Source organism: Streptomyces sp. NPDC086554 (genome assembly GCF_040686095.1).
GTDB lineage: Bacteria > Actinomycetota > Actinomycetes > Streptomycetales > Streptomycetaceae > Streptomyces.
Map to the genome: position 1 here is coordinate 74,804 of NZ_JBFBJK010000030.1, position 20,699 is coordinate 95,502.

The 20,699-nt window shown below is 71.4% G+C and carries 19 protein-coding genes; 12 read left to right on the plus strand and 7 right to left on the minus strand.

From position 1 onward, the window contains the following. Positions 1-114: 114 nt before the first annotated feature. The 3 genes from AB0O76_RS36590 to AB0O76_RS36600 all read left to right on the plus strand — a co-directional run bounded on the left by AB0O76_RS36590 (position 115) and on the right by AB0O76_RS36600 (position 1,842). Entirely contained in the window at positions 115-372 is a 258-nt protein-coding gene (locus tag AB0O76_RS36590; protein WP_365500744.1) for a hypothetical protein, read from the plus strand. Positions 373-387: 15 nt separating this feature from the next. Then, complete coding sequence (locus tag AB0O76_RS36595) at positions 388-975, plus strand: hypothetical protein (RefSeq protein ID WP_365500746.1); 588 nt, start codon at positions 388-390, stop codon at positions 973-975. 69 nt (positions 976-1,044) lie between these two features. Continuing rightward, positions 1,045-1,842 carry a metalloregulator ArsR/SmtB family transcription factor gene (locus tag AB0O76_RS36600; protein ID WP_365500810.1) on the plus strand — a complete coding sequence of 266 codons (798 nt, stop codon included), beginning with the start codon at positions 1,045-1,047 and terminating at the stop codon, positions 1,840-1,842. Positions 1,843-1,851: 9 nt separating this feature from the next. On the opposite strand, the gene AB0O76_RS36605 is transcribed toward AB0O76_RS36600, so the two are convergent. After that, entirely contained in the window at positions 1,852-3,264 is a 1,413-nt protein-coding gene (locus tag AB0O76_RS36605) for a serine hydrolase domain-containing protein (RefSeq protein WP_365500748.1), read from the minus strand. 180 nt (positions 3,265-3,444) lie between these two features. Between AB0O76_RS36605 and AB0O76_RS36610 the strand changes: the two genes are divergently transcribed. The 3 genes from AB0O76_RS36610 to AB0O76_RS36620 all read left to right on the plus strand — a co-directional run bounded on the left by AB0O76_RS36610 (position 3,445) and on the right by AB0O76_RS36620 (position 5,062). After that, positions 3,445-4,167: a TetR/AcrR family transcriptional regulator gene (locus AB0O76_RS36610; protein ID WP_365500750.1), complete on the plus strand. Its 723-nt coding sequence runs from the start codon at positions 3,445-3,447 to the stop codon at positions 4,165-4,167. A gap of 91 nt (positions 4,168-4,258) precedes the next feature. Further along, positions 4,259-4,438 carry a hypothetical protein gene (locus AB0O76_RS36615; protein WP_365500751.1) on the plus strand — a complete coding sequence of 60 codons (180 nt, stop codon included), beginning with the start codon at positions 4,259-4,261 and terminating at the stop codon, positions 4,436-4,438. A gap of 45 nt (positions 4,439-4,483) precedes the next feature. Beyond that, positions 4,484-5,062, plus strand: coding sequence for a DinB family protein (locus tag AB0O76_RS36620; RefSeq protein WP_365500753.1), 579 nt, complete (start codon positions 4,484-4,486; stop codon positions 5,060-5,062). A 332-nt stretch (positions 5,063-5,394) separates the two neighbouring features. Here AB0O76_RS36620 and AB0O76_RS36625 read toward each other — a convergent pair whose 3' ends face one another. Beyond that, positions 5,395-7,623 carry a hypothetical protein gene (locus tag AB0O76_RS36625; protein WP_365500755.1) on the minus strand — a complete coding sequence of 743 codons (2,229 nt, stop codon included), beginning with the start codon at positions 7,621-7,623 and terminating at the stop codon, positions 5,395-5,397. 243 nt (positions 7,624-7,866) lie between these two features. Further along, the gene (locus AB0O76_RS36630) at positions 7,867-9,255 is read right to left on the minus strand and encodes a transcriptional regulator (protein WP_365500757.1); all 1,389 of its coding nucleotides are present in this window, start codon (positions 9,253-9,255) and stop codon (positions 7,867-7,869) included. A 284-nt stretch (positions 9,256-9,539) separates the two neighbouring features. On the opposite strand from AB0O76_RS36630, the gene AB0O76_RS36635 reads away from it, so the two are divergent. The 4 genes from AB0O76_RS36635 (at position 9,540) to AB0O76_RS36650 (ending at position 14,531) form a co-directional block, all read left to right on the plus strand. Beyond that, positions 9,540-10,199 (plus strand): bifunctional DNA primase/polymerase, encoded by a 660-nt coding sequence (locus tag AB0O76_RS36635; RefSeq protein ID WP_365500759.1) that lies wholly within the window; start codon positions 9,540-9,542, stop codon positions 10,197-10,199. A gap of 101 nt (positions 10,200-10,300) precedes the next feature. Then, positions 10,301-11,080 carry an ABC transporter ATP-binding protein gene (locus AB0O76_RS36640; protein WP_365500761.1) on the plus strand — a complete coding sequence of 260 codons (780 nt, stop codon included), beginning with the start codon at positions 10,301-10,303 and terminating at the stop codon, positions 11,078-11,080. Continuing rightward, entirely contained in the window at positions 11,077-12,687 is a 1,611-nt protein-coding gene (locus AB0O76_RS36645; RefSeq protein WP_365500763.1) for a transporter, read from the plus strand. The genes AB0O76_RS36640 and AB0O76_RS36645 overlap by 4 nt, the downstream gene beginning before the upstream one ends. 428 nt (positions 12,688-13,115) lie before the next feature. Then, entirely contained in the window at positions 13,116-14,531 is a 1,416-nt protein-coding gene (locus AB0O76_RS36650; protein ID WP_365500765.1) for a PAS domain-containing protein, read from the plus strand. Between the two features lie 276 nt (positions 14,532-14,807). Here the strand turns inward: AB0O76_RS36650 and AB0O76_RS36655 are convergent, their stop codons facing one another. Genes AB0O76_RS36655 through AB0O76_RS36670 form a run of 4 tightly spaced genes read right to left on the minus strand, consistent with a single transcriptional unit; the run spans position 14,808 to position 18,278 of the window. After that, positions 14,808-16,031, minus strand: a complete 1,224-nt coding sequence (locus tag AB0O76_RS36655; RefSeq protein WP_365500767.1) for an ABC transporter permease — start codon at positions 16,029-16,031, stop codon at positions 14,808-14,810. Then, the gene (locus AB0O76_RS36660; RefSeq protein WP_365500769.1) at positions 16,028-16,723 is read right to left on the minus strand and encodes an ABC transporter ATP-binding protein; all 696 of its coding nucleotides are present in this window, start codon (positions 16,721-16,723) and stop codon (positions 16,028-16,030) included. Before AB0O76_RS36660 ends, AB0O76_RS36655 begins: the two co-directional genes overlap by 4 nt. Further along, on the minus strand, positions 16,720-17,793 hold the full coding sequence (locus AB0O76_RS36665; protein ID WP_365500771.1) for a peptidoglycan-binding protein: 1,074 nt from the start codon (positions 17,791-17,793) through the stop codon (positions 16,720-16,722). Before AB0O76_RS36665 ends, AB0O76_RS36660 begins: the two co-directional genes overlap by 4 nt. Next, the gene (locus tag AB0O76_RS36670) at positions 17,790-18,278 is read right to left on the minus strand and encodes a hypothetical protein (protein WP_365500773.1); all 489 of its coding nucleotides are present in this window, start codon (positions 18,276-18,278) and stop codon (positions 17,790-17,792) included. Before AB0O76_RS36670 ends, AB0O76_RS36665 begins: the two co-directional genes overlap by 4 nt. Positions 18,279-18,395: 117 nt before the next feature. Between AB0O76_RS36670 and AB0O76_RS36675 the strand changes: the two genes are divergently transcribed. After that, positions 18,396-19,064, plus strand: coding sequence for a response regulator transcription factor (locus AB0O76_RS36675; protein WP_365500775.1), 669 nt, complete (start codon positions 18,396-18,398; stop codon positions 19,062-19,064). A gap of 401 nt (positions 19,065-19,465) precedes the next feature. Continuing rightward, the gene (locus AB0O76_RS36680; protein ID WP_365500777.1) at positions 19,466-20,641 is read left to right on the plus strand and encodes an ATP-binding protein; all 1,176 of its coding nucleotides are present in this window, start codon (positions 19,466-19,468) and stop codon (positions 20,639-20,641) included. The last annotated feature ends 58 nt before the right edge of the window (positions 20,642-20,699 follow it).

Here is a 20,699-nt window from a genome sequence, read left to right on the forward strand (position 1 = left end):
ACCCCGACGAGGTCGCGCAGGACCTCGCCTTCGCCGCTTTCGCCGCGTTGATGCATCGGCGCAGCCCCGACTGCACGGCCATACTGGAGGCACTGGTGGAGGGACGTGGTGGGCGTGACGATCTACTTCCCCGGTCAGGGGACTCTCGCCGAGGAGAAGTACCTCGAAGGCAAGGAAGCAGGCCTCGCCGAAGGCAAGGCGGAGAGCATCCTGCACGCACTGGAAATGCGCGGCATCCCCGTCCCGGACAGCACCCGCGAACGGGTCACCAGCTGTACCGACCTGGACACCCTCGACCGCTGGTTCGGTCGCGCCCTGAAGGTCACCGACGCCAACGCCCTGTTTGCCGAGGCAGCCGACCAGAGCGAGTAGCACATGGTGCTGATCATGGGAGGCATCATCGGCAGCTACTTCCCCGGCCGAGGGACCATGTCGGAGGAGAACTTCCTCCGCGGCGTGGCGGTCGGCCGGATCGACGAGCGGGGTTCAGCCGTGCTTCGCGTGCTGAAGTGGCGGGGCATCCCCACGGAGGACGACACCCGCGAGCGGATCCGCGCCTGCACCAGTCTCCGCGTCCTCGACAGCTTCTTGGAGAAGGCGTTCACCGCCACCGAGGCAGCAGAGCTGTTCACGGAGGCCGACGGGAACGACGCGGAAAGGGACGAGCCGGACCGGGGTGCGCTCCTGGCCGGCTATTACCTCGACCAAGACGGCTATCACCCCCTCCGGAGCGGCCTCGACTTCGACCCCGGCAGCCTCGCCGAGGGCCCCTACCTCCGAGGCATCCAGGCCGGGCGGGTCGAGGAGCGGGCCGTCAACATCCTCTGCACGCTCGAAGCACGCGGCATCCCCACCCTGGCCCGCGCCCGTGAGCGGATCACCGCCTGCACAGACCTTGACGTCCTCCACGACTGGTTCGCCCTCGCCCTCGTCGTCAGCGACGCGGAGGCCCTGTTCGCAGCCGCCTCCGATTGACATGCAGGCATTTGACTGCATGATGGAGATGTGAGCTCAAAGACGACCGCGGACAGCGCGGGCCCCGACATCGACAAGATCTTCAAGGCCCTCGCCGACCGCACCCGGCGGTATCTGCTCGACCTGCTGCGCGAGCGGGGCGGGCAGACGCTGGGGGAGCTGTGCGAGCGCGTCGAGATGTCGCGGCAGTCGGCCACCCAGCACCTGGGGATCCTGGAGGCCGCGAATCTCGTCAGCACCGCGCGGCGCGGCCGCGAGAAGCTCCACTACCTCAATCCCGTGCCGCTCCATGAGATCCAGGAGCGGTGGATCGACCGGTTCGAGCACCCGCGGCTGCGGGCGCTTAGCGCGATCAAGCGACAGGCGGAGGACGACGCCACCATGAGCAGCGACAGCACCGGCACCAGCACCAAGCCCTCGTACGTGTACGTCACGTACATCGAAAGCACCCCGGACAAGGTCTGGCACGCGCTCACCGACGCCGACCTGACCGCCACCTACTGGGGGCACAGCAATGTCTCCGACGGGGAGTGGAAGGCGGGGGCCGGGTGGGCCCACCGGCGGGCCGACGGGTCAGGGATCGACGACGTCGTCGGCACCGTCGTGGAGAGCGTGCCGCCCACGCGGCTCGTCACCACCTGGGGCGACCCGAACGACCGCGACGCCGAGCCCTCGCGCGTCACCTTCGACATCCAGCCGCACGGCGGCATCGTGCGCCTCACCGTCACCCACGAGAACCTCGCGAGCGAGCAGGAGCTGAAGGACGTCGGGTCGGGATGGCCCGCCGTGCTCTCCAACCTCAAGTCCCTCCTTGAGACGGGGAGTCCGCTGCCCCAGGAGCCGTGGGAGATGCCCGCGGGCGCGTGACGCCGGGCGTCAGGAGACCTTCGGTGCCGCCCGCATCCCGATGTAGCAGCACTCCGTGCCGTCGGACAGCGTCGAGAACACCACCGGCATATAGCCCTCGCTGAAGGACGGACCCGCGCCCGTACCCGCGAAGACCGACTCCGTCACCGCGTACAGCTCCACGTCCAGCGGCGGCGAGAAGTCCTTCATGCCGTCCACGAACTCGTAGACCAGGTGGGGCGCGCCGTCGCGCTCGGAGACGGTGATGACGACACCTGCGCGCTTGTACGTGCCGACGTACCGGGCGAAGTCCACTTCCGGTGCCTGCGCGGGCGGTTCGAACGCGTCCGGCATCCGCACGCCCGCAAGATCGCCGAGCAGCTCGCGGAAGAGGGCGGCGTAGAGCTCGCGGGCGCCGCCGCCGTTGGTGAGGAGCGAGACGACCACGCCCGCGTGCGGGACGACGCGCAGGTAGCCGTACTGGCCTATCGCCGCGCCGTCGTGGCCGTAGCCCGCGATGCCGTCCCAGTCGTAGAGGGTCCAGCCGAGGCCCCAACCGTCGGCGCTGACCGTCCACTTGTCGGGTACGTCGACCACGCGACGCTGCATATCCTCGACGGCCTGGGCGCTCAGCAGCCGGGTTCCGTCGGGGGCCGTGCCACCGTCGAGGTGCATCCTGGCCAGCCGCGCCACGTCACCGGCGGAGACGAGGACCCTGCCGTACGGGCCCGCCGAGCGCGGCATCAGGTCCCAGGCGGGGGCCGGGTCCGGGTCCTGGCCCGGCTCCCCGAGGTGGCTCATCGCGACGCGGTACGAGAGCGCCTCCTCGGGCAGCGTCATGGAGCGTTCGAGGGCGAGGGGGGTGAAGAGGCGGTCCTTCAGGGCCTGGTCCCAGGTCAGGCCCGTCAGGACCTCGATGATGCGGCCGAGGACGTTGTAGGCGATGCCGCTGTAGGAGATCGCGGTGCCCGGGCGGCAGTCCATGGCCACGCCCTTGGCGGCCTCGACGTACCGGGCGAGACAGTCGTCGCCGCGCCCCGCGTCGTAGGTGAAGTCACACGTCAACCCGCTGGTGTGGGAGAGGAGTTGGCGGGTGGTGATGGTGCGCGTCGCGTCCTCGTCGGCCGCCTCGAACTCCGGGAGGATCTCCTTCACCGGCACGTCCAGGTCCAGTTCGCCCGCGTCGGCGAGGCGCATGATCAGCGTCGCCGTGTAGACCTTGGCGATCGAACCGGACTGGAACACCGAGTCCGTGGTCACCTCCACGCCGGTCCCGCGGTGGAGCACACCGCTCGCCAGCTCGTGGATCTCCCCGTCGACGAGCACCGCGAGTGCCGCTCCCGGCACGTGGTGGGCGGCACGCAGCTCGTCGAAGCGAGCCTGCCAGTGCTCAAGGTCGAACTTCTTTCCGGGGGCGTTCTGCTGCTCCGACACGTGCGGCATGGGGGCTCCTCTTCGAGGCGATGCTTGGCTGGTGCGTACGGATATACGTATAGATGCGTACAGGTGCGTACGGCGTGCTCTTGTTGCGAACACTGTACGCATGAAGGATCGTCGTACGCAAGATGCGCACAGCGTGCGCGACGGCTACCGTGGGACGCCGGAAACACACGAGGAGGCCCCATGCCCGCCGCCGAGAAGCCGATCGCCTCGGTCTGGACCCGCCCGCGCCGCGGGCGCGAGCAGCTGAGCCGCGAGCAGATCGTGGCCGAGGCCGTCCGCCTCCTCGACGCGGACGGCCTTGAATCGCTCAGCATGCGCAAGCTCGGCACCCGCCTCGACGCGGGCGCCACCTCGCTCTACCGGCACGTGGCCAACAAGGACGAGCTGATCGAGCTGGTCGTGGACGAGGTCTACGGAGAGCTGGACTTCCCCGCCGCGGACACGGCGGACTGGCGGACGGCTGCCGCCCGCAGCGCCCAGAGCCTGCGCGCGATGATCCTTCGCCACCCCTGGGTCGCCTCCGTGCTCGGCCAGGTCGGCCTCATCCACCTCGGCCCGAACGTGACGCGGATGTCGGAGCGGATGACCTCCGTGTACGCGACGGCCGGCTTCCCCCCGGACGAGACCGGGCAGGCCATGCGCACCGTCATCTCGTACGTCATCGGGATGGCGACCAGCGAGGCCGCGTATCTGTCGCTGATCGCCCGAAGCGGCGTGAGCGAGCAGGAGTTCGCACAGAACCTGCCGTCCGACAAGGGCGGGGCGGGCGGAGACGGAGACAGGGACGGGGGCGGGGACCTGAAGGTCGGGAATCCTGAGCGGGCCCGCGAGGAGGGCTTCGACTACGGGCTCCAGCGCGTGCTCGACGGGCTCGAGGTGCGCCTCGGCCGCGCCACGCCCTGAACGCGTACGGGGACTCAGGGTGATCTAAGTCATGCGGGGAGGCGTCACGACTTGACGCCGTCTTCACATTTTCCTACGTAGGCTTCACGGTATGGCCACGACTCCCTCTCCCGACCGGCGACGCACCGCCGACGAGGTCAACGAGGAGATCCGTGCGCTCTGGCTGCACGCGGGCGGACGGCTCCGCCCCGACGAGCGCCTGGTGTACGAACGCCTGGTCACCGAGTGGGCCGAGGCTGAAGCCCACTCCTCACGGACACCTGCCGCCTGAGAAATCCCGGCATCGTTGTCAGTGGCGGCTGCCAGACTCGGCCGCATGACCGAAACGGGCAGTGGAAGCGGAAGCCGGAGCGGCGCATCAACACCCCTGCACTACGCACCCCGTTGGAGCGGCGACACCCGTCGGCCGCCGCCCGGCGTAGGCGGCGAGCGTGAGGCGCTGACGACCTCCCTGGACTGGCACCGCGCCACCTTCGAGCTCAAGTGCGCGGGGCTGACCCAGGAGCAGCTCTCCGAGCGGGCGGTGTCCCCCTCCGGGATGTCGCTGCATGGGCTCGTGCGGCATCTGGCCGGGGTCGAGCGGTGGTGGTTCCGCATCCAGCTCTCGGGCGAGGACGTCCCGTTGTTGTACTACTCCGACGACGACCCGGACCAGGACTTCGGCGACCTCACCGGCGACGCCCGGGAGGCCTTCGCCGTCTGGCACGCCGAGTGCGAGCGGTCCCGGCAGATCGTCGAGGCCGCCGGATCACTGGACGTGACGGGCATCCGCAGGTCCACGGGTGAGCCGGTCTCGCTGCGCAGGATCCTGATCAACATGATCGAGGAGTACGCGCGGCACAACGGGCACGCGGACCTGCTGAGGGAGCGGATCGACGGGGCGACGGGGATGTGAGCCGACGACGTCCCGTCGTGCGCCCCGCCGCAGACCGCGCCCTCAGGGCAAGCCCGCCTTCCAGCGGTCGGAGCTAGGGCCTGTCCGATGGGTCCTGCCGGGGTCGCGACCCCTGGCACGCACTCCCCCAAGCTCTCGGCTTCGCTCGAGCAGGGAGGTACCCCCTCCCGCGTTGTCGTCGGTTGCCAACTTCCCCAAGCTCTCGACTCCGCTCGAGCAGGGGAGACCCCATTCGCGTTGTCGCCCGCCTTGCAGCTGCACGCACCAGGGCCCGCTCGGCCCTGCTGAATCGGCACCCGGCGCGAAGACCGGCCTGACCCATCGGACAGGCCCTAGAGCTGCGACTTGTCGCGGGTGGTGAGCCCGTACTGCTTGGCGATGGAGTTCCAGAGCCCGGCCGCCTGCTGCTTGGCCGTGGTCGCCTCGCCGCTCGCCTTGTTCGCGGCGACCGCGTGCGGCGTCGAGCGGGCGTGGCCCTTCTTGCAGCCGTGCTTGCCCGCGACCTGCCCTGCCCACGCGGCGTAGTGGTTGTCGGCCGACGCGGACGCCTTCCACGCCTTGTTGAGGGAGGCGGTCAGCTGGGCGTTGGCGGGCAGCTTGTCCACGGAGAGCCCCGCAAGGCGCGTGACCAGGCCGTTGCGCTGCTTGGCCGCGTTGCGCAGATCGGTGGCCGACTGGGCGAGGTTCGCGCACTTGCCGACATTGCGTACGGCGGCGATCACCGAGTCACGGCTGTTGTTGCTGTCGGCGAGGAGCTTGTCCAGGGCGACGGCCTGCTGCTTGGCCGGGTCGACGGACGGCGACGGCTTCTCCTCGGCGGGCGCGGAATCCGAGACGGTCTTGGGGCTGTCCTTCTCGTCGTCACCGCCCCCGCTGAGCAGGGCGCCCGCGCCGACTCCGAGCACCGCGATGGCGACACCCACGGCGGCGAAGAGCGGCGCCTTCGAACCGGTGCGGCCCCCGCGGGCCGGAGCGGCCGCCGCGGCGCGCCGCGCGGCACGGCCCCCGCCGTCGCCGCCGGTGCCGTGCCCGGCGGGCTGCGGGGGCTGCGGGTGCTCGAAGCGGGGCATCTGCTGCGTGGAGGCGGGGCCTTCGGACTCCGGCTGCTCCGTACGGAAAAGACTGTCGAACTCGGCGGGCGGCTGCCGGTCCCCCGGAGCTCCGGGCCGGATCCCGAAGGGGGCGGCGCCGGGTGCGGCGGGTACGGGAGCGATGTACTGCGTGGGCTCGCTGTCCGGGCTCGGAGCGGCGCCCGGCATGGCACCCGGCAGCGGTCCCGCGGCGGCGGCCGGGGGCATGGGCGCTGCGGCGGGCTTGGAGACCTGCCGCAGGACCTGCGTCCCCTCGCCCGCGGGAGCCTCGGGGGGCAGGGCCCCCGGTGCCACGGGCGGTATGTACTGGGTGGCACCTTCATCGGCACCGGCACCGGGCATCGCCGGGATGTACTGCGTCGCGTCGGCGTCCCCGGCGGCCGGGGGCAGCGGCGCGGACCCGGCCCCACCGACGCCGGGAAGCTGACCGGCCCCACCAGCGGGCGGAAGCTGACCGGCCTCGGCGGCCGGGGGCAGCTGACCCGGCTGAGCGGCGGGGGGAAGCTGTGTGCCCTGAGGGGCGGGGGGAAGCTGACCGCCCTGCGTGGCGGGCGGAAGCTGACCGCCCTGCGTGGCGGGCGGAAGCTGGCCACCCTGAGCGGCAGGGGGAAGCTGGCCCGGCTGCGCACCGGAGGCGAGCTGGCCCGGCTGGGCGAGCTGACCCTGCTGACCCTGCTGGGCGTGCTGACCCTGCTGCCCTGGATACGCGGCATCGGCAGGCTGCCCCGCGTGCGAGCCACCCGAGGGCTGTGCCCCGTAAGCCCCGCCGTCGGACTGGCCCGCATGCTGGCCGCCCTGGGACTGGCCCGTGTGCTGGCCACCCTGCGACTGCCCCGCATGCTGGCCACCCTGAGGGCCACCCTGCGACTGCCCTCCAAGCTGGCCACCCTGCGACTGCCCCGCATGCTGGCCGCCCTGAGACTGACCGCTGTACGGAGCCCCCTGCGGCTGACCCGCGTACGGAGCCGCGCCCTGGGGCTGGCCCCTGTACGGAGCGCCCTGCGGCTGCCCCCCGTACCCAGAAGCCGACGACTGGTCTCCATACACGGAAGCCGACGGCTGACCCCCGTACGCAGGACCTGACGGCTGCCCCCCGTACGAAGCATCGGCGGGCTGACCTCTGTACGAAGCATCAGCCGACTGCGTCCCGTACGCAGCATCGGCCGACGGCGTCCCATAAAACTGTGCGCCGCCCTGCGCGCCCTCGGCCGGCAGCGGGGTGCCCGCGCCGTAGGTCTGCGGCTGGTCGGGGGCCGAGCCCCAGGCCTGGCCCGCGCCCGGCGGGTCCGCGGGGGCGGGGCCCCACGGCTGACCCCAGGGGCTGCCGCCGGTGGGCGCCACATGGTCACCGGCGGTGCCGGGCATCAGGGGCTCACTTCCGTCGGCAGGCAGCACGATGCCTTCGTGCGCGTGCCGGTCCGCGGAATGCGGATCGGAGGAAGCGGCGCCCTGCCCGCTCTGCTGCGTCACCGGGACTCCTACGAATGGGGGACCTGCGGAACCGTCGGCTCACGCTACCGGGTCGCCCCAGCCGTCGGCCACGCAGCTCAAACCCCCACCACCGCGACGATCACGGGAGTAACAAAACCTCGCTTCGAGACGCTGGTAATGGAACACCGAAGGGGTGATCGCATACCGGAGTTGGCCGTTCACGGTGAGGAGGGGCCGAGGCCAGGTGGCGTTCACCCGGCCACGACGGACGCCACAAACCCTTCACGCGGCCTGGATGTCCACCCGCGCCCCGAACTCCCGCACCACCGGCTCGTCCCGGAACGGATCGAGCCGGTCCTTGAAGTCGTCCAGATACTCCGCGCCACGGTTCGACCGCAGCGTGCCAAGCAGTTCCACCGCCTTCAGGCCCGTGTGGCACGCCTGCTCGACGTCCCGCCGCTGCACCTGCGCCGTGGCGAGCAGCACGAGACCGATCGCCCGCCGCCGCGCCCGCGTCTCCGGATGCCCCGCAAGGGACTCCTCCGCGCTGCGCGCCGCCGCGTCCGCCTGCCCCAAGTCCCGGTGACAGTGGGCCAGTTCATCGGCGAGATACGCGTGGTCGAAGTGCCGGATCCACACCGGGTCGTCGCCCGAACCCGCATCCCCCGCCGCACGGTCCATCGCCTCGACCGCACGGCCCGCCACGGCCTGCGTCGACCGCCCGTCCCCGAGCAGCGCGTGCCCCCGCGCCTCGGCGGCGTAGAACATGGCCTCCGCGCGCGGGGTGACCCGCCCGCGCGTCCCCTCCTGGGCCGCCCGCGCCAACTGCGCGATCTCCCGCGGGTTTCCGAGCTGGGCCGCGAGATGACTCATGGACGCGGCCAGTACGTACCCGCCGTACCCCCGGTCCCCCGCCGCCTGCGCGAGCCGCAGCGCCTGGATGTAGTAGCGCTGGGCCAGGCCAGGCTGGCCCGTGTCGACGGCCATGTATCCGGCCAGCTCCGTCAACCGCGCGACCGCGGCGAACAGTTCACGCCCCACTGCCTCCCGGTACGAACCGGCCAACAGGCCCGACACCACACTGTTCAGGTAGTGCACCACCACCGGCCGCACATGCCCGCTGCCGTACTGGTGGTCAAGCTGCGTCAGCGCCTCCGTCATCGCCCGCACCGCCGCCACGTCGGAGAGCCCGACCCGCGGCCCCGCCATCCGCCCGACCTGCGCGTCCGGCGACGAGATCAGCCAGTCGCGGCTCGGCTCGACGAGCGCGGAGGCGGCGACGGACGACCCGGAGAGGAAATCGCGCCGCCCGACGTCACTGCGCCACAGTTCACACACCTGCTCGATGGCGCCGAGAACGGTCGGCGAGAACTGAAGACCCACGCCCGATGCGAGGTTCTTGCCGTTCGCCATGCCGATCTCGTCGATCGTGACCGTACGGCTCAGCTTGCGGCCCAGCGCCTCGGCGATGATGCCGGGCGCCCGGCCGCGCGGCTGCTGACCGCGCAGCCACCGGGCGACGGACGTCTTGTCGTAGCGCAGATCGAGACCGTGCTCCGCGCCGCACATGTTGACGCGGCGGGCCAGGCCCGCGTTCGAGCAACCCGCTTCCTGAATGAGTGCCTGCAGCCTTTCGTTGGGCTGCCGCGCGACGAGCGGCCTTGCGGCCATGGCGTACCCCCTGATGCGCACGTTGGATCATCGGTACAGGGGCCGAAATTCGGCCACCCAGATGATCAATGCCCTAGGAGTAATCGGAAGATGCACCACAAACGGACCATAAGTCGGTAACTGGGCTTCTTCTGAGTGCCCCAGACCTGGCTACCCGCACATGGAACCCATTCCCCATGCGCGCCCCCGCCCGTGCACCCATGCGCCCCGGATGCAGGATCGATGCTCCGCCCCGGCGCACGGCGGGGCCGTAACCGTAGGTGGCGGGCGGAGTTGAGAACTTCGTGGAAGAGACCTTGGGAGTCACGTCAGCCGCGCACATCCCGAAGCAGCGCGGAGAAGCCTTGCTGGACACGGCCGTGCGATACGCGGAAGAGCGCCACTGGGACGTGTTCCCCGGGACATGGCTGGAGTCCGTCGAGGGCAACGAAGTCTGCTCGTGCGGTGACGGGGCGTGCACACAGCCCGGATCGCACCCGGCGCGCGAGGACTGGGCGACGCAGGCGACGGGCAGCGCGACGGTGGCCAGGCGGCTGTGGTCCAAGCAGCCGAAGTCGTCGATCCTGCTGCCGACGGGCCGCACCTTCGACGCGATCGACGTGCCGGAGACGGCGGGGTTCCTCGCGCTGGCCCGCATGGAGCGGATGGAGCTGACGCTCGGCCCCGTGACCTGCACGCCGGATCGCCGCATGCAGTTCTTCGTCCTCCCCGGGGCGGCGGCGAAGGTGCCCGACCTGGTACGCAAGTTGGGCTGGCCGCCGGCCGCGATCGACCTGGACGCGCTGGGCGAAGGTGCGTACGTCGCGGCACCGCCCACCCGGTTCGGCGCGACCGGCGCGGTGCAGTGGGCCTGCCGCCCGACGGCCGCCAACCGGTGGCTCCCCGATGCGGAGGAGATCATCTCGCCGTTGGCGTACGCGTGCGGGCGCGAGGCGCGGCGGTAGCGCGCCCCTGCGGGGCTCCTGAGGCCCCGTAGGGGAAAAAGAACCGCCTCCCGACGTATCGTGCGGAAACGGCGACGCGACGGCGACGAAGGGCGGACAGGGTGAGCGAGGCACCGGCGGCGGTAAGGGTGCAAGGTCTCTGGAAGGCCTTCGGCCAGCAGATCGCGGTTGCCGGGATCGACCTCACCCTCCCCGCGGGCAAGTTCATCGGCCTCGTAGGACCGAACGGCGCGGGCAAGACCACCACCCTCTCGATGGTGACCGGCCTCCTCCGCCCCGACCAGGGCACGGTCGAAGTGGTCGGCCACGACGTGTGGACCGACCCCGTCGAGGTCAAGGCCCGCATCGGCGTCCTCCCGGAAGGCCTGCGCCTCTTCGAGCGGCTCTCGGGGCGCGAACTCCTCGCGTACACGGGAAGATTGCGCGGACTGCCCGGCGGGGAGGTCGACAAGCGGGCGACCCAGCTCCTGGACGTACTCGACCTCGCCGGCGCCCAGCACAAACTCGTCGTCGACTACTCCACCGGCATGCGGAAGAAGATCGGCCTCGCCGCGGCTCTGCTCCACAACCCCGAAGTCCTCTTCCTCGACGAGCCCTTCGAGGGCGTCGACCCCATCTCCGCCCAGACCATCCGCGGCGTCCTTGAGCGCTACACCGGCTCCGGGGCCACAGTCGTCTTCTCCTCGCACGTCATGGAGCTCGTCGAGTCGCTCTGCGACTGGGTCGCCGTCATGGCGGCCGGGCGCATCCGCGCGCAGGGCACCCTCGCCGACGTGCGCGGCGCCGCGCACTCGCTCCAGGAAGCGTTCCTGGAGCTGGTCGGGGCGAACGGCCGTGACACCGGCTCGCATCTCGACTGGCTCGGCGGCGGCACCCGATGAGCCCCGCCGAAGCGGTGGCCGCCCCCGCTCCGTCCATCACACCCGTCTTCGTACGCCTGAAACTGTCCCTCCTGCGCAACGGGCTGCACCAGTCGTCGGGCCGCAAGGCCGCCTACATCGCCTCCGTCGTGGCGGCGCTCCTCATGGCGGCGCTCCAGCTCCTCGGGCTCATCGCGCTGCGCGGCAACGAACACGCCGCCACCGTCTCCATCCTGCTCACCGCGATCCTCGCGCTCGGCTGGGCGGTGTTCCCGCTGTTCTTCCCCAGCGGCGACGAGACGCTCGACCCGACGCGCCTCGTGATGCTGCCGCTGCGGCCGCAGCCGCTGGTGCGCGCGCTGCTCGTGGCGTCCCTCGTGGGCATCGGGCCGCTCTTCACGCTCTGCCTCGCGCTCGGCTCGGTCATCTCGCTCGCGCACGGCACCGCCGCCCTCGCCACCGGCGTCCTGGCCATCGCGCTCACCGTGCTGATCTGCGTCGCCCTCGCCCGGACCGTCGCGGCCGCCAACATCCGCCTGCTGACCAGCCGCAAGGGCCGCGACCTCGCCGTACTGAGCGGTCTCGTCATCGCGATCGGCGCGCAGGTCGTCAACTTCGGGGCGCAGCGCCTTGGTTCGTCCGGGCTCTCGCAGCTCGATCCGGCCCGTGACGTGGTCCGCTGGATCCCGCCCGCTTCGGCGATCGGCGCCGTCGACTCGGTGAGCGACGGGTCGTACGCCGTCGGGATCGCCCAACTCGTCCTGAGCGCAGCCGCACTCGCCGGTCTCCTTGCCCTCTGGCAGCGCAGCCTCACCCGCCTGATGACGGCCCCCGACGGCTCGACGCTCGCCGCGGCGGAACCCACCAAGGAACGCTCGACGCGCGGCCTGGGGCGGATGCTGCCCGCCGGGCGCACCGGCACCGTCATGGAGCGCAGCCTGCGCTACGTATGGCGCGACCCGAAGACGAAAGCCGCCTGGGTGACATCCCTGGCCATCGGCCTGATCGTGCCGCTCTTCAACGCCCTGCAGGGCACCGGCTCGATCTACTTCGCGTGCTTCGCGGCGGGGATGCTCGGCGTCCTCATGTACAACCAGTTCGGCCAGGACACCTCGGCGTTCTGGATGGTCGCGATGACGATCTCCTCCGCACACGACGCATACGTAGAACTGCGCGGCAGGGCCCTCGCCCTACTGGTGATCACCCTCCCGTACGCGACGCTGGTCACCGTCATCACGGCGGCCGTGCTCGGCGACTGGCCCGTCCTGCCGGAAGGGCTCGGCCTCTCGCTCGCGCTGCTCGGCGCGATGCTGGCGACGGGCGCCTGGTCATCGGCCCGCTTCCCGTACTCGATCCCGCAGGAGGGCTACAAGAACGTGGCCCCCGGCCAGGCGGGCCTCGCCTGGATCTCGATCTTCGGCGGGATGGTCGCGGCGGCCCTGCTGTGCGCCCCGGTCCTCGCCTTCACCATCTGGCTGCACGTCTCGGGCGCGGCCGACTGGTCCTGGGTGCTGCTCCCGCTCGGCGGCGCGTACGGCGCACTGATCACGTACTTCGGCCTGCGCCTCGCCGCCCCGAGGGTGGCGCGCCGCCTCCCGGAGATCCTCCTCGCGGTCAGCAAGGGCTGACCTGAGCGTCTCCGGAACGCGGACAACCCGCGAGCCGTGGTTCCCGCCGTACGGAACGGCGGAAAGCCGGCCGGACGTACCGGCGGCTCGCGGGTCGGGTGACTGCTTGGGATTGGGCCGGCTGCACGCACATCACACGTGCTGGTCCGGCGCCGAATTCGAGTTGCGACGACGGGCCACTAGCCCGCAGTCACCTCACGCGTCCGGTTTCCATACATCGGCCGAACCACCTCCCTTCGTGTGTACGTGCCACCCTAGGAACCGCCCCGTCCGTCGCACAACCGCTTTTTATGGAGCAACGATTTCGCCCAACTTCCGGGAACCACCTGTGTGCTGCGTCACGTTCGAGTTCAATGATCTGACGTGCGGTATACGCAGAACTCGCAGAACATGCAGCTCATGAGGACACGGCCTGCAGGGGGTGCCAGGTGAGTGCTTCCCGGCGTAGCGGAACCACCGACGAGTTGGGGCCCGAGGAGCCCGAACCGGGTGGGGCGGAATTGCTTGCGGCTTTGCTGGACGGGATGGACGCCGCGTTGTGCGCGTTCGACGCCGACGGGGTGGTGACCCACTGGAACCGTGAGGCCGAGCGGATACTCGGGTGGTCGGCGGCGGAGGCCGTCGGGCGGCGGGGGTTCGCGGGGTGGGCGGTGCGGACGGCCGATGCCGAGGAGGTCGAGGCGCGGCTGCTCTCCGCCATGGAGGCCCCTGGGCGGCAGGTGCACGAGTTCGCGCTGCTGACCAAGGACGGCGGGCGGGTGCTTGTGCGGACGCAGTCCGCTGCCGTGCGGGGTGGGGACGGGAAGCCGGCGGGGGTGTACTGCGCCTTCAGCGAGGTGCACGCGCAGATCGATCTGGAGCGGTCCATCGCCTTGAGTGAGGCGTTGTTCGAGAACGCCTCTTGGGGGGTTGTTCTCGTTGATGCCGATCTTCGGCCTGCTGTCGTCAATGAACATGCGGCGCGGGCCCTCGGCATGGGGCGTACGGCGGTGCTCGGGCGGCCGCTCGGTGATCTGCTCGGGCAGGGTGTCGAGGAGTTGGAGAGCGCGCTCTCGCATGTGCTTGCCGAGGGGGCGCCGCCCGCGCCCGCCGAGATGTGGGTGTCCGTGCGGGCATCGGAGAGCGGTGAGCCGGAGCGGCGGTGCTGGCGCAGCGGCTTCTTGCGGCTGGCGTCGCCGCTGGCGGAGGAGCCGGTTCCGCTGGGTGTGGGGTGGCTCTTCCAGGATGTGACGGAGGCCAAGCAGACCGAGCAGGAGGCGGCTCAACTCCGGTTCCGTTCACAGCAGTTGCACCGGGCGGCGCGGGCGGCCGCCGAGTGCGAGGATCCGACGGAGGCGGCGACGGTCCAGCTGGACTTCGCGCTCGCCGGGTTCGCGGATCACGCGTTGATCGACCTGGTGGCGGGGGGCTCCGGGGGCTCCGGGGGCTCCGGGGGCTCCGGGGGCTCCGGGGACGCGGAGCCGGTGCGGCTCGTGCGGGCGGCGGCGACGCCCGCGGGAGCGCCGGGGCCGTGCCTTCCCGTGGCGAAGGCGGGCCTTCCGGTGCGGTATCTGGAGGGGCATCCGGCGCCGCAGTGTGTCGAGCGGGCGGGTTCCGTACGCGCCAGTGCGGGCGCGGCGGCTCCCGAGCGGGCCCGGGAGTGGGCCGCGGCCAGGCAGTGGCCGGAGGACTCCGTGCACGCGCTGTGCACGGTGCTGCGCAGCCGGGGGCGGACGTTGGGCGTGGTGACGTTTCTGCGGGGTGCGAGCCGTACGCAGTTCGAGCGTGCGGACGCGACGTACGCGGAGAGCGTCTCGGCGAGGGTTGCGGCGTCGCTTGATCTGGCGCGGGTGCTGGGCACCTGACTGCTTCTGCGGGTGGGTGCGTGGGCGTTCGAGGCCGCCGCTTCGCGGCGGATCTCTCCCACCCACCCACCCGATTGCCCGGCGCCGTTCAGGTGGGTGGGGTAGGTCCGCTGCTGGGTGATCGGGTGGGTTGGTGGGGAACATCCGGCGCGGAGCGGCGGCTTGGGGCGCGCCCAGCCGAGCCCGCCGGACGGGCTGTGGGCCAGCCAGGCCACAGCCCAGGGCAAGCCAGCCCCTCACCCCGAGCCGCAGCTCAGGGCGGGCCCCCATGCACCGCTAAGCCGCGTGCAGCGCCAGCGTCGGGGAGAGGCGTGCCGCCCGTACCGCCGGGTACAGGCCCGCCACCGTGCCGATGGCCAGGGTCGCGCCGAAGCCGCCCGTCACCGCCCACAGGGGGACCACCCACGGCAGTCCGCCGGACGCCGCGTACGCTGCCGTCGCCGCCGAGCCGACGGCGATTCCCGCGATGCCGCCCAGGCCCGACAGCATCAAGGACTCCGTGACGAACTGGATCCGGATCTGGCCCTTCGTCGCGCCCATCGAGCGGCGGAGGCCGATCTCGTAACGCCGCTCAAGGACCGAGATGATCATGGTGTTGGCCACGCCGACACCTCCCACCAGCAAGGCGATACCGCCCAGCCCCAGGAGCAGCGTGGAGAACGCGCCCTCCGTCGCCGCCTTCGCCTGGAGTGCCGATGACGGGTCCGTGACCTGGACGTTGCGCGGATTCTCCGGGTCGATCGAGGCCGCGAGCAGCCCGCGGACGTCCCGTACCGACGCGTCGGTCGAGCGTTCGTAGACCGACGTGGGGCGTGCGTCGAAGGCGAGTTCGGACTTCGCCGCGTCCCATCCGACCAGTGCCGAGCGTTCGATCTCTGGGGCCAGCGGCAGTGGGTCGAGGATGCCGATGACGGTGAAGTAGCGGTCGTCCAGCCACACTTGGGTGCCCGGTTCCGTGATGCCGAGACGCTGCGCCGCGACATGGCCGAGGACCAGCGACGGATAGCGGCTGTTGGCCGCGTTGAACCAGGTGCCGTGCGCCATCTCGCCCCGCAGCACCTCCAGCAGACCCTCGGTCGCCGCCTTGACGGAGATGCCGCCGGTCTCGCCCTCGGGGATCTTCTCGCTGCGCCGTACGGAGCGTTCCAGGTCGCCGGTCGCGCCCACGCTCTCCACTCCCTCGACGCGGGAGACCCGGCCCGCCGCGTCGCGCGGCAGCACCACCTTCTCGCCCGAGAACAGTGCCTCACCGGGCGATGCGACCAGCATGTTCGTACCCAACTCGTCGAGTTCCTCCATGAGTTGGGCCTTGCTCGATGACGAGATGCCTACCACCGCGATCATCGTGGCTATGCCGATCGCGATGCCGAGCGCGGACAGGACGACGCGGACGGGGCGGCTGCGCAGACCTGCCGAGCCGACGTGCAGGACGTCGACAGGGCCGAGCCGCGCGGCTCGCAGCTTCTTGCGTGAGGTGCGTGAGGTGTACGGCGCAGTCATCCGATCGACACCTCCTCTGCACGCGAAGCATCCGCCACGACCCGCCCGTCCCGGATCCGCACCTGCCGCGGCAGCCGCCGCGCGATCTCCGTGTCATGGGTGATGACGGCGATCGTCGCGCCCTCCGCGTTGAGGTCGTGCAGGAGCTCCATCACCGCCTCGCCGGACGCCGAGTCCAGCGCGCCGGTCGGCTCGTCCGCGAGCAGCAGATCCGGTGCGCCGACCACGGCCCGCGCGATGGCGACGCGCTGCTTCTGGCCGCCGGAGAGTTCGTGTGGCCGGTGTTTCATGCGGTCCGCGAGGCCGACCCGGTCCAGCGCTTCGGCCGCCCGGCGGCGGCGTTCGGCTCGCGAGAGCCCGGAGTACAGCAGGCCCTCCGCGACGTTGTCCCGCGCGCTGACCCCCGGCACCAGGTGGAACGCCTGGAAGACGAAGCCGATGTGCCGCGCGCGCAGCGCCGAGAGGCTGCGGTCGGTGAGTGCCGCCACGTCGTGCCCGGCGATGGCCACCGCGCCCTGCGTCGGGCGGTCGAGCGTGCCGACGATGTGCAGCAGCGTCGACTTGCCGGACCCGGACGGGCCGACGATGGCGAGGAGTTCGCCCTCCTGCACCGACAGGTCCACTCCGCGCAGGGCCGCGACACCGCCCGGGTACTCCTTGGTGACCCCGGCCAACTCCACGACGGCGCTCATATCTTGGGCACCCCGACCTTCGCACCCTCGCGCAGCCCGCCGCCGCTCACCTCGACCCGCCCCTGACCGAACATGCCGAGCTCGACCTTCACCTGGCGGGCGCGGCCGTGCTCGACGACCTGGACGCCGTAGCCGCCGCCGGGCAGCGCGAGGAGCGCGTTGACGGGGACGGAGAGCACGTCCTTGCGGGTCTCGCCGGTGAGGTTCACCGTCACCGGGGACTGGTCGAATCCGTCGACCTTCCCGGGATCGTCGAAGGAGACCGTTACCGGGATCTTGGGAGTCTTGTCGGCCGGGTCGTCGCCCGGCTTCGCGGTCCTGCCGACGGACGCGACCCGGCCCTTGACCGTCGAGCCGTCCGGCAGGTCCACGGTGACCCTGGTGCCGACGTCGGCGAGCTTCCCCTCGGCGACGTCGAGGTCGAAACGTACGACCCGCTCGGAGCCGGTCGTGGCGAGCACCGGCTTTCCCGGGGCGACCTGGTCGCCGATGGCGGACTCGGCGGACTTCACGCGGACGGCCCCGGGCGAGAAGGCGATCTGCTCGGGCCCGACCCGCCCCGTCTGCTTCCGCTCGTGCGCCTTCTGCCACTGCTTGACGGCGGCCGCGGTGCCTTCCGTGTACGCGTCGTCGACGGCGAGGCCCGCCCCGTACCCGAGCGCCCGCAAGTTCTCTTCCAGCTGTAGTACGTCGTCGCCGTTGTCACCTGTCTTCAGCGTGCGGTACATGGGCTCGGAGCCGTACATGAGCCGCACCGGTACGCCGTTGACCTCGTACAGGCGCCCGTCGCGCTCGACCGTCGAGCCGGCGCCCGTGGTCCAGGTGAGGATGCCGGTGGCACCCGCGTTGACCTTGCGTTCCTTGGCGTAGCCGAGGGTGCCGTCGGTCTGGGTGCCGCTGCTGAGGTCGCCGCGCTCGACGGGGGCGGTGGCGGGCGGCAGTCCGGCGTCCCGGCTCGCGGAACCGTCCTTGCCGTCGCTCTGCCCTGCGAGGGCGGTGACGGCGACGCCGCCGCCGGTGATCGCGAGCAGGGCCACCACGGTGGAGACGACGGCCGTGCGGCGCCTCACGCGACGATGTCCTTGCACGCCTCGGCGGCCTTCTCCATCTTCTTCTTCTCCGCGCCCTTGGGCATGGGCTGGGCCTGCATGGCGCCGCCGTCGAACTTCGGGTCGGGCATGTTGTAGCCGTTCTCGCGCATGCAGCGGGCGTACTTCAGCATCTTGTCCTTGTCGGCCTGCGACACCGAGCCGCCGCCCGCGCCGCCGCCCTTGCCGGTGCACTCCTTCATGGCGGCCTGCATCTTCTCCTTGCTCAGGTCGCCGCCGATGGTGATCCCGCGGGTGTCCTCGCCGGGCTTGGGCTCGGGCACCTTGAGGCCGTGCTTGCGCAGGCACTCGCGCTCCTTGAAGGCCGCGTCGGCCTGCTTGCCCTTTCCGCCGTCCGCGCCGCTCGCGGAGTCCTTCCCGCCGGAGTCCTGCGAGCAGGCCCCGGTGAACAGGGCGAGTGCGGCGATCCCCGATGCGATGGCCACCGATCGCGTACGAGTCCTCATGGCTTCCCCTCACTGGTCGCGTTGACGTCACGCTCAGGCTTGCGGGAAGCGGGGTTTCGTTTCTCTCAACGGAGACGCTTACATCGACGAAAGGTGCACTTCAGGTACACAGGCCGGATGCGTGTACTGCTGGTGGAGGACGAGGAATTCCTGGCCGAGATGATCGCCGACGGGCTGCGCCGCGACGCGCTCGCGGTCGACGTCGCGTCCGACGGCCTGGCCGCGCTGCGCAAGCTCCAGCTCGGCGAGTACGACGTCGTCGTCCTGGACCGGGACCTGCCGGGCCTGCACGGCGACGAGGTGTGCCGCAGGGTGGTCAGCCAGCGGCTGCTCACCCGGGTCCTGATGCTGACGGCGTCGGGCACGATCCGCGACCGGGTCGCGGGCCTCGGCCTGGGCGCCGACGACTACTTGACCAAGCCCTTCGCGTACGACGAACTCCTCGCCCGCGTCCTGGCGCTTGGCCGCCGCACCCGCCCCGCGCTGCCGCCGGTCATCGAACGCGCGGGCCTTGTCCTGGACACGGCCCGCCGCCAGGCCAGCCGCGACGGCCGCCATCTCGCGCTCTCCCGCAAGGAGTTCGCGGTCCTGGAGGCGCTGCTGCGGGCGGAGGGCGCGGTGCTCAGCGGCGAGGACCTGATCGAACAGGTCTGGGAGGAAGACACCAGCTACCGCACAAACGCGGTCCGGGTCACCCTGTCCAAACTCCGCACAAAACTGGGCGACCCACCGGTGGTGGAGACGGTACCGGGAGCGGGCTACCGGATCACGGGGTGGTCGGCGTGACGGGGGGCGGCGGGCGGGGGCTCGGCGAAGAGGGGTGGGGGTCCGGCGACGACGGGCAGGGGCCCGGCACCGACGGAAGCAGTCCTAGCCCCGGCAGGCAGCAGTCCGGCCCCGGAAGGCACGTGCCCAGATCCAACGAGCGGGACCGCAGCTCCGAAAAGCAAAAGCCCGGCACCAACGGCCAGGAGTCCGCCACCGACAACCAGAGGCCCGGCACCGACAACCAGCAGCCCGGCCCCGGGAGACGCGAGCCCAGATCCAGCGGGCGCGGTCCCGGCACCGACAGCCAGGAGCCCGGCACCGACGGAAACCGTCCCAGCCCCGGCAGGCAGCAGCCCGGCACCGGGAGGCGCGTGTCGCGATCCGGTGGGCGCGGCCTGTGCGGGCCGGGGTTTGGTGCCATGAGCAGCGAGCGCGCCCGGCTCACCGCGCTCTACGGCGGCATGCTCGTCCTTGCCGGAGCCCTGCTCACCGGGCTTGTCTACTTCCTGGTCCGGCAGGGGCTCTACTCCTCCATCACCGCCGCCGTCACCACCGCCGTCCCCGCGAGCCGGATCGGACCGCCCTGGCGGCCGCCGAGCCCGGCCGCTTCCGCCGCTCCCACCAAACGCCTGCCCACCGAGGTCACCCAGGGCCTCGCCGTCACGAAGATCAGCGATGTCGCCGAGCAGGCCGCCCTCAGCCGGCTGCTCACCGTCTCGGTCATCGTCCTGTTCGTGTACGCCGCGCTGTCCATCCTGCTCGCCTGGTGGATGGCGGGCCGGGTCCTTCGCCCCGTGGCCGTGATCACCGGTACCGCTCGCCGTCTCTCCGGCGAGAACCTGCACGAGCGGATCGCGCTCGACGCCCCGCCCGGCGAGCTGAAGCAGCTGGCCGACACATTCGACGAGATGCTCGGCCGGATAGAGCAACTGGTCAGCGCCCAGCAGCGGTTCGCGGCCAACGCGGCGCACGAGCTGCGCACCCCGCTCGCCGTGCAGCGGGCCGCCGCCGAGATCGGCCTTGCAGGTGCGCCGGACCCGGAACAGGTCGCAAGGATCCGTACGAAGCTGATCTCGGTGGCCGACGACAGCGAGCACCTCATCGAGGGGCTGCTTCTGCTCGCCACGTCGGAGCAGGGCCTCGAACGCCGGGAGCCGATCGCCCTTGACGTACTGGCCGACGCGGTCGCGGAGGGCCTCGCGGGCCGGGCGGCCGAGCGCGACGTAACCGTGTCGGTGCACGCCGAGCCGCTGACCGTGCACGGCGACGGGGTACTGCTCGACCGCCTCGTCCACAACCTGGTGGCGAACGCCGTGCACCACAACGTGAAGGGCGGCCGCGTCGAGCTGCGCACGGGCCCCGACGGGATCGAGGTGATCAACACGGGCCCCGCCGTCCCTCCGGACACGGTCCCGCACCTCTTCGAGCCCTTCCGGCGCCTGCGGGAACGTACGCATGCGAGGGGGGAGGGTGCGGGTCTTGGCCTGTCCATCGTGGTCGCGATCGCGCGGGCACACGGTGCGGAGGTGACGGCAGAAGCGAACAAGGCCGGCGGAGGGCTAACGGTGCAGGTCCGATTCCCGCCGGGGGGCTGAGCGCCCCCGCAAGGGGCGCGGGGAACTGCGCGAGCAACCACGACGCACCCGCAGCCAC

Coding starts and splice junctions, on each gene's coding strand:
- AB0O76_RS36595 (WP_365500746.1), top strand. CDS start 388: ATGGGAGGCATCATCGGCAGCTACTTCCCCGGCCGAGGGACCATGTCG.
- AB0O76_RS36605 (WP_365500748.1), bottom strand. CDS start 3,264: ATGCCGCACGTGTCGGAGCAGCAGAACGCCCCCGGAAAGAAGTTCGAC.
- AB0O76_RS36610 (WP_365500750.1), top strand. CDS start 3,445: ATGCCCGCCGCCGAGAAGCCGATCGCCTCGGTCTGGACCCGCCCGCGC.
- AB0O76_RS36615 (WP_365500751.1), top strand. CDS start 4,259: ATGGCCACGACTCCCTCTCCCGACCGGCGACGCACCGCCGACGAGGTC.
- AB0O76_RS36620 (WP_365500753.1), top strand. CDS start 4,484: ATGACCGAAACGGGCAGTGGAAGCGGAAGCCGGAGCGGCGCATCAACA.
- AB0O76_RS36630 (WP_365500757.1), bottom strand. CDS start 9,255: ATGGCCGCAAGGCCGCTCGTCGCGCGGCAGCCCAACGAAAGGCTGCAG.
- AB0O76_RS36645 (WP_365500763.1), top strand. CDS start 11,077: ATGAGCCCCGCCGAAGCGGTGGCCGCCCCCGCTCCGTCCATCACACCC.
- AB0O76_RS36655 (WP_365500767.1), bottom strand. CDS start 16,031: ATGACTGCGCCGTACACCTCACGCACCTCACGCAAGAAGCTGCGAGCC.
- AB0O76_RS36660 (WP_365500769.1), bottom strand. CDS start 16,723: ATGAGCGCCGTCGTGGAGTTGGCCGGGGTCACCAAGGAGTACCCGGGC.
- AB0O76_RS36670 (WP_365500773.1), bottom strand. CDS start 18,278: ATGAGGACTCGTACGCGATCGGTGGCCATCGCATCGGGGATCGCCGCA.
- AB0O76_RS36675 (WP_365500775.1), top strand. CDS start 18,396: ATGCGTGTACTGCTGGTGGAGGACGAGGAATTCCTGGCCGAGATGATC.
- AB0O76_RS36680 (WP_365500777.1), top strand. CDS start 19,466: ATGAGCAGCGAGCGCGCCCGGCTCACCGCGCTCTACGGCGGCATGCTC.